At 35.6% G+C, this 11,068-nt stretch carries 12 protein-coding genes; 4 read left to right on the top strand and 8 right to left on the bottom strand.

Going from position 1 to position 11,068, the window contains the following annotated elements; all coding sequences use genetic code 11:
• Nucleotides 1-449: 449 nt before the first annotated feature.
• Nucleotides 450-2,186 (bottom strand): efflux RND transporter periplasmic adaptor subunit, encoded by a 1,737-nt coding sequence (locus tag H1P_RS25910; protein ID WP_246141956.1) that lies wholly within the window; start codon nucleotides 2,184-2,186, stop codon nucleotides 450-452.
• Between the two features lie 318 nt (nucleotides 2,187-2,504).
• Between H1P_RS25910 and H1P_RS25905 the strand changes: the two genes are divergently transcribed.
• Nucleotides 2,505-2,789, top strand: coding sequence for a hypothetical protein (locus H1P_RS25905; RefSeq protein WP_144872985.1), 285 nt, complete (start codon nucleotides 2,505-2,507; stop codon nucleotides 2,787-2,789).
• Nucleotides 2,790-3,053: 264 nt separating this feature from the next.
• Here H1P_RS25905 and H1P_RS25900 read toward each other — a convergent pair whose 3' ends face one another.
• Entirely contained in the window at nucleotides 3,054-3,677 is a 624-nt protein-coding gene (locus H1P_RS25900; protein WP_144872982.1) for a C-phycocyanin alpha-cysteine-84 phycocyanobilin lyase subunit CpcF, read from the bottom strand.
• Nucleotides 3,678-3,919: 242 nt separating this feature from the next.
• Between H1P_RS25900 and H1P_RS25895 the strand changes: the two genes are divergently transcribed.
• From H1P_RS25895 to H1P_RS25885, 3 genes are all read left to right on the top strand, one after another.
• Nucleotides 3,920-4,429, top strand: coding sequence for a COP23 domain-containing protein (locus H1P_RS25895; RefSeq protein WP_144872979.1), 510 nt, complete (start codon nucleotides 3,920-3,922; stop codon nucleotides 4,427-4,429).
• Nucleotides 4,430-4,718: 289 nt separating this feature from the next.
• A complete protein-coding gene (locus tag H1P_RS25890; RefSeq protein ID WP_144872976.1) occupies nucleotides 4,719-5,195 on the top strand; it encodes a DUF4079 domain-containing protein in 477 nt (158 codons plus the stop codon).
• 400 nt (nucleotides 5,196-5,595) lie between these two features.
• Nucleotides 5,596-5,805, top strand: a complete 210-nt coding sequence (locus H1P_RS25885; protein ID WP_144872973.1) for a hypothetical protein — start codon at nucleotides 5,596-5,598, stop codon at nucleotides 5,803-5,805.
• Between the two features lie 54 nt (nucleotides 5,806-5,859).
• Here H1P_RS25885 and H1P_RS25880 read toward each other — a convergent pair whose 3' ends face one another.
• The 6 genes from H1P_RS25880 to H1P_RS25855 all read right to left on the bottom strand — a co-directional run.
• Nucleotides 5,860-7,005: a quinone-dependent dihydroorotate dehydrogenase gene (locus H1P_RS25880; protein ID WP_144872970.1), complete on the bottom strand. Its 1,146-nt coding sequence runs from the start codon at nucleotides 7,003-7,005 to the stop codon at nucleotides 5,860-5,862.
• A gap of 94 nt (nucleotides 7,006-7,099) precedes the next feature.
• Entirely contained in the window at nucleotides 7,100-7,648 is a 549-nt protein-coding gene (locus H1P_RS25875) for a protein tyrosine phosphatase family protein (protein WP_222427239.1), read from the bottom strand.
• 223 nt (nucleotides 7,649-7,871) lie between these two features.
• Nucleotides 7,872-8,351 (bottom strand): DUF4112 domain-containing protein, encoded by a 480-nt coding sequence (locus H1P_RS25870; protein ID WP_144872967.1) that lies wholly within the window; start codon nucleotides 8,349-8,351, stop codon nucleotides 7,872-7,874.
• Between the two features lie 16 nt (nucleotides 8,352-8,367).
• Nucleotides 8,368-9,654, bottom strand: coding sequence for an SUMF1/EgtB/PvdO family nonheme iron enzyme (locus tag H1P_RS25865; protein WP_144872964.1), 1,287 nt, complete (start codon nucleotides 9,652-9,654; stop codon nucleotides 8,368-8,370).
• Nucleotides 9,626-10,417 (bottom strand): ergothioneine biosynthesis protein EgtC, encoded by a 792-nt coding sequence (egtC, locus tag H1P_RS25860; protein WP_144872961.1) that lies wholly within the window; start codon nucleotides 10,415-10,417, stop codon nucleotides 9,626-9,628. The genes H1P_RS25865 and egtC overlap by 29 nt, the downstream gene beginning before the upstream one ends.
• A 33-nt stretch (nucleotides 10,418-10,450) precedes the next feature.
• Nucleotides 10,451-11,068, bottom strand: a 618-nt coding sequence (locus tag H1P_RS25855; RefSeq protein ID WP_144872958.1) for a helix-hairpin-helix domain-containing protein, incomplete at its 5' end; no start/stop codon positions are given.

Genomic DNA, 11,068 nt, shown 5'->3' with positions numbered 1-11,068 from the left:
GAGAAATCAGTAAGTTGTCGAACCTTATATATCTAATATACGTAATATCTCCAGAGTTTAGGTGTCGTTATTGTAAAGATACTTTCAATAATTATTAATATCAGATTAAGTATCTAGTAAATTATGCGGATAAAAAAAACTGCCCTGAAACCAATCAGAGCAGCCATCAACACACACAGACAAAAGTTAGAAATAATTACATATAAAAATTAGCTTTAATAATGAGAAATCAGTAAGTTGTCGAACCTTATATATCTAATATACGTAATATCTCCAGAGTTTAGGTGTCGTTACTGTAAAGATACTCTCAATAATTATTAACTTCAGATAAATTAAGTACCGCAGCATAATTATCAAGCTCTTTCTGATTGCCTTATCCCGTAAACCTCGCTATCACCCACGAGCCAGCCCGACACAATTTTCACCAGTGATTTGAGAATGCGCTACAGCTAGGATTCATTAATAATAGAAATCCGATCGCCGTCTTTGAGATAAGCAGCCCCTTTAACTACAACAGTTTCCCCGCTTTCTAAGCCAGCAAGAACTTCTATTTGATTATTGGTTAAAATTTCACCCATTTTTACAGAACGAGCCGATACAGTGTTGTTTTCATCCACCACAAAAGCGATCGCCTCATCACCAGTTTGAGGCAAAATTGCTTTAATCGGTAAGGTTGTTCCTGGAACTTGTGAAGTAGTGATGGCAGCTTCGAGGAACATTCCAGGTTGAAGATTAGTTTCCGATGGTAGATTTACTTTGACAATTGCCTGACGAGAATCGCTATTGACAATGGGATCAATTTCTCTTACTTTACCGATAATAGATTGAGCATTATTTTGATTATTAGTGATTGTGACGGATTGTCCTGGTTTGATTCTACCCAAGTCAGTTTCAGCAACTTGTAATCTGAGTTCTAAACTACCGTTCTCAATAATGGTAAACATAGTTTGAGAAGAAGAAGTTAAATCTCCTACTTTGGCGTTGCGTTCTGCAATAATGCCACTAGTAACTGCTTTAATGATGGTGTTATCTAACTGAACAGAAGCATATTTTAACTGACCTTTAGCTCTAGCTAATTCTGCTTGTGCTTGACTAATAACTTCAGGACGTTCACCAGTTCTCAGTTGTTTTAGTTCTTGATTAGCTTCTTGTAAACTGGCTTCTGCTTGATCCAAGTTAGCGCGACTAATTCTTTCTTGGTTATTGATTTCATCTAAGCGATCTCGTGAAATGGCTCCTTCTACTTGTAAGTTGCGATTTCTTTCGACTCTCTTACTAACTAGCTCTAAATCTGATTGAGCTTGTTCGACACCTGCGTTCGCCCTGTTAACTCTCTCTTGCGCCCTGGCAATTTCTTCACTACGAGTACCTGCTTGCAGTTCTGCTAAACGAGCTTGCGCTCCATCCACTGCTGCTTGCGCTTGAATATATTCTGCTTCTATAGTGTCGTTTTTTAGTTCGGCTAATACTTGTCCTCGATCTACTTGCGTTCCTTCGTCTACTAAAATTTGCTGTATTTGCAAACCTGCTACTTCTGAGATGACGGGAATCAATTCTAAAGCTTCTACTGTCCCTGATACTTCAATAGTTCGATCTACCATGCTTGTTTGAGCTTTGGCAACGGTAACAGAGCGGATTTGAGGTGGTGTTAGTTCGGTTGGTATAACAGTGTTGGCACTATCAGAACCAGAACGAGCAGCAAACAATCTGGTTCCTCCTAAAGCAATCAGTAAGCCTATACCAATTCCCATAGCTAGTACACTCTTATTGCCTGATTGTTTTCGATTCGAGGGTTTTGCAAGTGTAGGTTTAGCAGGGGTTTCTAGAGATTGAAGTTCACCATCTACTTTATTTTCTAGAGAAACAAGTTGATTAGACTTACTAGGCGAAGACATTATTGATGATGCATCTTCGTCTGTATCACTTGCCTTTTCTAAAAATGATGCAGGAGACAGTTCTTGACCATTTGCAGTTTGTCCCTCTGCTGGACTCATAAATTTAACTACCTTGAGGGGAGTTACCGTAGGATTATCGCTTTGGTTGTTGTAGTCTACAGTAAAAAATTCGCCATTAAGTTCGGCTATATAAACAATCTCGTTTTCTTGACTATTTTGGGGATAATCCTGATTAATCAGATCGGTGCTTTCTTCTTCTAGCCAATTATCGGTTTGTTCTTGCTGATTCATAAAAGCCACAATTTATATATATATTTTATCAAAAAGAATATTTTGTTTAACTTATGTCAATTAACTAATTTTCAAATACAAAAGTGAAGTACAAGATTATAGTAGTCGTTTACGAGATTATCTTAAATTTCCCCCCAATGCCAAGTTAGAGATGGTTATTTTCAGCTATCTTCAGACTAATGAATTAAAGCTTGATGGGCGATCCCTAAAAAAATCAACTTTTTTCAAAGTAACTTAAAAATTAATGATAAACAAGGGTTGGGGGTTATTGTCGAAAAAAACTTCAGGATTTTTGTCTAATTAGAAGTAGCAAAAACTATGGAATCACCGTTAAACTGTACCAGTGCCAATCTAGAAAAAGAGGTTCTCGCTCGCTTTCAAACACTGACTGGCAATTTTTTAGGAAAAAGTCGGGTTTTTCGTGAACCTTGGGGAAATTCTACTGTATTATGTGTTGATTTTAATTCGTTTCCTTATCTTTTCCCGTTAACAAGAGAACAAACCCATGTATTGCGTTTGGCAATTAAACAATTGGGTTTGGCTAATTCGGTTATTTTTCGGGCTAACAATAAAGTTTTGGGCTGGAAAAAACTAGAACATTAATCGATAACGGTTTTTTTCTACTGTTATAAAAAACAACTAGACTTCCCTAAAAATAGGGATTTTAAAGTTTCTAGTTTTAATAAGGTAATTCTATTAATGAATGCTTATCTCAAAAATTGCACAACTGCGAATTTGTCTTAATTTGCGATCGCCTTAGGCGCAGCGAAGCTGTCCGCAAATTGTCTCGCTAATCGCAATTTCTTTTTGGTTTAATACTTAATAATATTTATCAAACAAATAAAATCTGCTAGGTAACACCAATTTTTAGCTAATTTGCAATCGAGCTAAAGCTAATTTTGCTCTAGCACGTACTCCTATTTCTGGTTCTTTATTCACTAATTCTTCTAGTTTAGTTGTGATTTTGGGTACAAAATCTGATTGAGTTTTTCCTAAAGTCTGTAAAGCCACTATTGTAGCGTAGCGTACTACCCATTCACCATCTTCTGTGGCAACTAATAGTGTTTTTAAAGCCTCTTGTTGAGCAGGAAAAACTTTTTCGGGAGGAAGTTTTTGCCACCTGATAATACCCAAACCTCTAGCAGCAGCACGTCTGACACTTTGAGAAAAATCGGTTATGGCAGCTTTTAACAATAAATCTAATGCTACTGGATTGCCAATGCCAGCAAAAGCTCTTAAAGACCATGCTCTTGCACCATAATTATAACCATCAAGGCTTTTCAATAAATAGGGTACAACAGGATCGCCAATTTTGATTAAACCTTCTACGGCTGCAACCGCAGCACCAGGATTATTAAAGCCTAAAACTTGGATTAGAGTAGGTATGGCAATTTCCGAATGAGTATCCGCCAGATTTTCTACTGCTTCTAGTAATTTATCCGCAGAATCGGCTTTATCTACTGCTTCAATCAGTTTTGCTATGTCTGTCATTGAGGTTAAAAATTTATCTAAATTGCTTTCAACAAATTATCTCACAGTATTCTTATTTCTCTAGTTAAACCGCATTCGGTTGGAAACCAGTAGTTTTAAGATAACTATTCGAGAAGTAGCAAGTAGCAAGTAGCAAGTAGCAAGTAAACATCATCTTCTATCTCCTGACTCGGTGACTCTTTATAGAAATATTGAGTTTTACTTTTTTTGTCTCATTAACCCGACAACATTACTTTGTGAGAATGAATAGACATTTAAGCGTATTGTTTATCATAATAACTACAATTTTATTAAAAGCTACGTTAGTCTTATCAGAATCAGAAAACTTTACTAAGGTTAGCTTCTTCTGCAAAAATAATGAAAGTAAACTATCCACCGTTGCCCAAAACAATAATGGCAGCTTACAGCCCATTTTTCATTGGCATAGTTATGCCTTTGATTCTAATACTGATTTATCTAAATCCTGTAAAAATGCCACAAAAATATTAAATATACATTTTTCCGAAAATCCCTATTTATCTTCATTCCTTTTAATTCCGACAGTAATCTCTAGACTTCCTGGAATTTGCATATCAGACGAGTTTAGAGATTGTAGGCGTGTGCTTTTTGTATCTTATCCCGATCGCTCCGAAAATAATCCTCACAAGAAAGCTTATCAAATATTGAATGAAATTATAGATACTCAGTTTCAAGATAACTGGATTAAAGATGAAAGAAGTAGTACTTCTACCCTAGAAATAGAATTATTTTAGAAATATAGCATTACGCATTAAAGTTAAGACATCTATAAAAAAGCTTGGTGTTACTTTCAACCAGCTATAAGCTCAAAGCTTATAGCTAATCCCATAGCAATTTTAAAAAATATTATTGTCTGTTGGTTTATTCGATATATTCTGAAAGTAAAAAGAAAATCAACTTTTGTCTTTTTCTAGAAGCTTTCTTCTGACACCAGACAAAAAGTCTAATCAATAGCCAGGAAATCTTAAATTTGTGTTAAGTTAAATTTCGTAACGATGAGCATTCTTAAGAAGAGAGAACACTATGGCTTTTGAAATTCCCGATGCAGTAAAAACTTGGTCACAATTCGGACATCCTATAACAATGTTGACTTTGTTTGGCTTAGCGATATATGCTCTGTATTTAGGTATCCAGAGTCGCCGTACTCGCACAGCAGACAAAGAAGTTAGAAAAGAGTTAGTTAAAAAGCAATTTGGTGCGAAACACCATAAAATAGGCTCTATTTTACTAGCCTTAGTCGTGTTAGGTAATATGGGCGGTATGGCTGTTACCTACATTAATAACGGTAAGCTATTTGTAGGATCCCATTTAATAGCAGGTTTGGGAATGGTGGCGATACTGGCTATTTCTACCGCATTAGTACCATATATGCAGAAAGGTAATGAAGTAGCACGCTACAGTCATATCAGTCTTAATATTACAATGTTGGGTATTTTTGGTTGGCAAGCAATTACTGGAGTGCAAATTCTCCAAAGAATTATCGAAAAAATGTCTTCTTAGTAACAGTAGTCAGTAATCACCTAAGCAGTCAGAGTTATTGTCTAATTTGGCGTTGCTGATTTGACGAGCGAAGCCAATGAGTAAAACTCATCATAAGGAACGCGCGAGGAGTATGAAAAAATAGTGGTAAGGTTTGTGGCTCGTTGTTAATAGCTTGTTTATCTGTAGGTCAAAGAGCAATTAAAAGCTATTCATCATTCATCATACCACCATGAGGCAACGCCTTTAATTTTAGTTCCTTACTGATTCATAGAGCAATTAAATTTTTGTAAGTTACTCTTTTTTTGGTAAATCACAAACAAACTCGTACTAATTTGCGCTGATTACTGATTACTTATTTTGTATTTATCTTGTTTGGTTCAATTTCTTAGGACAAAAAAACATAAACTAATTAAAAATTATGGATAGCAAAGATTTAGCAAGATATATGGAAGCTACTGGAGGCATTTCTAAACCTTGGCTTTTAGTGCAGTTAAGACTCAAAAAACTGGAAGAAAATAAACACAACCTTACTAACAAGGAATATATGGAGAAGTTAGAAGATATCCACCAAGACTTAATGAAATTAGGTGAATGGTGGAAAGGAAGAGAAGGAGAAGTCTTTAAGTAGTGAATAATTATCAATTAACAATTCAAACAGATCGAGCATTGAAAGAAATAATTGTTAATTTTTAACTTTCAATTGTTCACTACCAATTGCTTCACTAATATGGTTCATTCTTTTTTCTTTTAGTTTGGCTGAAATTCCTGATAAAACCTCTTTAACCATCCAAGGTCCTTCGTAAACCCAACCTGTATATACTTGCAGCAAACTAGCTCCTGCGATAATTTTTGACCAAGCATCTTCGGTCGTAAAAATACCACCAACTCCGATAATAGGCAATTTACCGTTAGTTTCTTGATAAATAAAGCGAATTACTTCTGTGGAGCGTTCTTTAACTGGTTGACCGCTAATTCCTCCTGCTTCTTCTGTTAAAGGATTGCCTGTTTTTGATAAGATTTTGGTTTTTAAACCTTCTCTACTGATAGTTGTGTTAGTTGCGATCGCACCTGATAACTGATACTCTAGGGCAAGATCGATGATTTCTTTGATTTCCGACCAATTAAGATCGGGTGCTATTTTTACCAAAATCGGTTTGTTGTATTGATTGGCTTCTTGTAATGCCGATAAAATAGGTTTTAATTGTTCTCCTGCTTGTAACGATCTTAGCCCAGGAGTGTTAGGAGAACTAACATTAATTACAAAATAATCGGCAGTATCTTGTAATAGTTTAAAACTGCCTACATAGTCATCTGCTGCTGCTTCTAAAGAGGTAATTTTTGATTTACATAAGTTAATTCCGATGGGTATAGTACGGGGTTTTCTTTGCCAAGTTTGAGTTAAAGTATCTGCCATTACCGCAGCCCCCAAATTATTGGCACCCATACGATTTAAGGCTGCTTTGTCTTCAGGTAAACGAAACATTCTAGGGCGAGGATTTCCTAGTTGAGAATGTAATGTAACCGCCCCTAATTCAGCAAAACCAAAGCCAAAACTATCCCATATTCCTGCTGCTGTACCATCTTTATCAAAACCTGCTGCTAAACCGAAAGGATTAGGAAAATCTAATCCCCAAAGACTTTGTTGTAAGCGTTTATCTTCTATACAAAAGGAGTTTTGTAATTGTTTAATAGTTAATCTTCCCCAAGCAGTATCACGAGAATTATCGATTTTAGTTAGGGTATCTAACATTTGTCGATGGGCAGTTTCAGGATCGCTTTTAACAGCCGAAAGCAACAGGGAATAAAAAGGTTTTGTATATTGAAACATATATTGGTTAGTGGTTAGAGAAGCTCCTACAGAACTTCTGTAAGATTAGTGGTTGGTGGTTAGTTACAAGTTTTTGGTTGTTAGTTGATGGTGATTATTTTTGAGTTATTAATGAGTGATTGTTGGTAATTTCATCGATTAAATTTTGCCAAGTCTTATTAGGTTGCCATAGTTTGTTTAAATCCTGTCTGGCTGATTTTTCATTTACGTTTTGATAAAGAGTGCGATAAAGATACAGAAAGGCAGAAACTCTGAGGTTAGCAGCACAGTGAATAAAAAATTTCTTGTCTTGATAAGTTTGCATTGCTTCGCAGAAAAGAGCAAAATCTTCTTGAGTGGGATGATTAAAATTAATAGGTATATGAATATATTGCATTCCTAAAGATTCCACCACAGCCTTTTCATCAGGCAAAGCATTTTCTGAAGTTGTTAAAGCGAGGTTAATTACTATCTCATATCCAGCATCTTTAATTAAGACTAATTGTTTTTCTGTTGGTTGCCCACCAGTAGCAATTTTGTTATTTAACCAAAGATAATTAAAAATATTTTCAATTTTTTCTCCCATTAAGTTAATTCCCAGATAGCGACTGACAGTTAACCGAAAAAAGTCAACAAATGTGGGAAATAGATTGGTGATTGCCATAATTATTGTGCTTACCTACCTGAAAATAAACAGGAATGAAGTTTTCACTAAAATTCTGCATCAGTATCGGCAATCTTCTTGCTCTGGTAAATAAATTTTTAACATTACCAAAACAAAACTTTAATCTTAACTATAAGGCGATCTCGCCTTTGGCGAGGCACTTCGCGATCGCTTTACCTACTTATTTGATAAAATTTATTGAATGACAAATTTTCTGCACAATTTAATTAATCGAATTCCATAACCAACGAATTAGTAAAACTGTTAAGGTAGCAAAACCAAGAACAATGATTACTAATAATAACGTTAACCCAATTAAAAATATAAAGTCACTTTTTCTTTTTTTTGGAGTGATGTGCAAATACTTTTCTAGTAGAGCCATATTTCTGAGATTGGCTTTCCAGCCTACATCAAAAAGATCGCCCAAAACTGGAATTATACCGACAACAGAATCAAAGATGATATTACTTACCATCTGTCCAATAACTTTACGAGGTAAGCCCATTCTGGCAGCTTCAACAATTATATAAGCCCCTAACGCACCTGTTACCGTATCTCCACCACCAGGAAGAACCCCTAAAATAGGGTCTAATCCAATGCGATAGGGAGTTCCAGGTATCGGAATAGCATTATCTAATAATTGAGAAAGACGACGTAAACGAGCGACTTTACTTTGATGAGATGATTGTTTTACTTGTGACATAGATATATAAAGATTTCTAGTCTTTTGCACAACGAAAGCCGACAAAAATTTCTCTTACCCAAGGATGATACCAATTGCGAAAACTATTTCTGAGAGCATAGGGGCTAGTGACATAACTTCCTCCCTTTAGTACACGATGTTGATTATCAAAATACAGTTCAGAATAGCCTTTATAAGGATAACTAGAAAATCCTGCATAACCAGCAAACCAAGAGTTAGTCCATTCCCAGACGTTACCTAACATATCGTAGCAACCCCAAATAGTTTGAGTTTGAGGATAAGCATCAACAGGGGTAGTATGACCTACTAAGTGGTTATGATTTCCCAAAAAAGAGGAACTACTTTCCCCCTCTTCCAGTCTCTTTTGCCCTTCATCAGCTTTTACTCGATCGCTATGGTGCAAAATCTTAAACTGTGCTGCTTTTTCCCATTCCGCTTCTGTGGGTAATCTTTTGCCGATAAAATTGGCGTAAGCTTCTGCTTCGTAATAACTCACACCATAAACAGGATGGTTTTGATACCGAGGTGCATCTACCCAATAAAGAGGTTGAATAATCGATTTTTGTTGTCGCCATTGCCAACCCTGTTTTGACCAATATTGAGGTTTTTGATAACCTTCTGCGATCATAAATTGTTGATATTGCCCACAAGTTACAGGATAAGCATCAATAGAGTAAGCATCTAAATGTATAGTATGGGCAGGACGCTCATTATCTTGTGCTTCTATGGCGTTACTCCCCATCATAAATTCTCCTGCGGGAATCTCAACCATTGTCGCTTTGATTAGTGCAGAAATATCCCGATCTTTTTTTCCGTTGCTTCTTCTGTCTTTTATTAAAGCTTGTTCCTGACTACTTAGTCTGTGCAATTGTTCTATAAAAGCAATGGTTTCACTATGTTGTGATTCGTGTTGAATTAACCACCACCATAAACGCTGTTGGGTTTCTATGGGAGCTATTTTCAAGTAATCAAGAGTTTTTGCTCTAACTACTGCTAAATAGTCTTCAAGAACTTCTAAATTAGGTAAATTCTGTCTTTCTGCTTTGGGTAAGCCATCGGCAGCAAATAGCTTGTGATATTCAGGATATAAAGGGGGAAATCCGGCTAATTGTTCCAGTATCCAGTAAGCTTCGGTAAAGGCAATGTGACCCAAGTGCCAGCCGATAGGACTAAAATTAGGATGAGACTGTTGAGTTAGGGTATGATGATTGATTCTCGCAACTAATTTTAATGTTTGCTCGCGACATTTGGCTAAAGCTTGAGAGATCGCTTTTTTAGGAGACAGAGTTAATACAGACTTCAAGATTTTTTTCTACCGTAATAATGCTATTTTCTGGGCAACTGTTCCAGTTTCCCTCAAACATGGGTTCGGATGCAATAATTACTGCATTAGGATACATGGGATCGTCTCTTATCCAATAAAGTGAGGGGTTATGATCTCGATTACTATAACGAGAAGCTATTAAGCGATCGCCATTAGAAATTATAATATTAGCAGAAAAATCTGTTACATGAATACTCGCTAATTCTGTCAGCTTGGTTAAAGCATTATTTAAAGCTGTGGCAATCCTAGATTGGGATAAAGGTTGTAAATGACTAACAATTAAAGCCCAAATATGTTCGGAATCGGTATTTCCTTGAATAGATTGATAAGCAAAATCAGTTAAAAGATTGCGTATCGGTCTGTATAATGTTTTTCTGAAATTATCGATATAGCCATTATGAATAAACAACAAATCGCGATCGGTAAAAGGCTGGCAATTAATTAAATCAACTGGTAACCCAGGTGTTGCACTACGAACATAACCTAAAAAACAGTTTGCTTCTATATAACGAGTTACTTGGGGTAAATTCAGATCGCTCCAAATAGGTAAGATATTTTTATAAGTATAGGGTAAATCTGTTTTCTGAAGATGATGCCAACCAATACCAAAGCCATCAGCATTAAGCAATCCTGCGGTCATTTCTTGGGGTTTATAGCTTTGAACAACTAAAGAATGTTCTGGTTTATATAATAAATTATCTAATTGAATTGGCTCACCAATATAACCAAGTAAACGACACATTATAGTTTTATAATTTTTATCTTAATAAATTAGTTATAGTAAAGCAGTTAATTTCTTAAGAGGCAACCCTGTACGTTTTCTTAAGTCAGGAAAAGACTGATAAAGTCCTGCTTTTTCTCTTTCTTGAATAATTTTAGCCACCACTTCAGGCTCTAAATTACAAGCAATTAACTCTTCTTTGGAAAAGTTGTTACATTTGCGCCAAGAAAAATCTGCTTCTTTTTTGATATCGTAACTAAATATAATTAAATGCTCTAACCGTTGAAGATAACTATCAGGAATTCCTGCAATGTCAGCTAATTCTTCAATATGAGTAAAAATATGACCTTCATTTTGGGCTGATTTGATCTCATTAGCGTAAACAATTGGTAATCCTAAACCATATACAAGATCGTCTTGGGAACAGTTATTAATATCTATTTTTGAGGTGGTTGCTGGTAGCAATTGGGCTTGAGTTTGAGTTATATTTGGTAACTTGTTATAATCATTAAGGTGTTCGATATATTTATCTTTTAATAAAAAAGCAACTGTCATTTGTGCTAACCAAACAAAGCCTGATAAATGAGTAGAAGACAAAATAAGTCCTAAAGCAGTAATAAAAATCCCCAAATTTATCCAAGAGAAACGATTAATTTTATTTCCCGCATAAAT

The sequence above is a fragment of the Hyella patelloides LEGE 07179 genome, from assembly GCF_900659865.1.
Classification (GTDB): Bacteria; Cyanobacteriota; Cyanobacteriia; order Cyanobacteriales; family Xenococcaceae; genus Hyella; species Hyella patelloides.
Note: the sequence above shows the minus strand (reverse complement) of the source record. Positions and strands in the feature narration are given on the sequence as shown.

Bases quoted from the DNA above. Each gene is read 5' to 3' on its own strand.
- H1P_RS25910 (WP_246141956.1), bottom strand. From the start codon at position 2,186: ATGAATCAGCAAGAACAAACCGATAATTGGCTAGAAGAAGAAAGCACC.
- H1P_RS25905 (WP_144872985.1), top strand. From the start codon at position 2,505: ATGGAATCACCGTTAAACTGTACCAGTGCCAATCTAGAAAAAGAGGTT.
- H1P_RS25900 (WP_144872982.1), bottom strand. From the start codon at position 3,677: ATGACAGACATAGCAAAACTGATTGAAGCAGTAGATAAAGCCGATTCT.
- H1P_RS25895 (WP_144872979.1), top strand. From the start codon at position 3,920: ATGAATAGACATTTAAGCGTATTGTTTATCATAATAACTACAATTTTA.
- H1P_RS25890 (WP_144872976.1), top strand. From the start codon at position 4,719: ATGGCTTTTGAAATTCCCGATGCAGTAAAAACTTGGTCACAATTCGGA.
- H1P_RS25885 (WP_144872973.1), top strand. From the start codon at position 5,596: ATGGATAGCAAAGATTTAGCAAGATATATGGAAGCTACTGGAGGCATT.
- H1P_RS25880 (WP_144872970.1), bottom strand. From the start codon at position 7,005: ATGTTTCAATATACAAAACCTTTTTATTCCCTGTTGCTTTCGGCTGTT.
- H1P_RS25875 (WP_222427239.1), bottom strand. From the start codon at position 7,648: ATGGCAATCACCAATCTATTTCCCACATTTGTTGACTTTTTTCGGTTA.
- H1P_RS25870 (WP_144872967.1), bottom strand. From the start codon at position 8,351: ATGTCACAAGTAAAACAATCATCTCATCAAAGTAAAGTCGCTCGTTTA.
- egtC (WP_144872961.1), bottom strand. From the start codon at position 10,417: ATGTGTCGTTTACTTGGTTATATTGGTGAGCCAATTCAATTAGATAAT.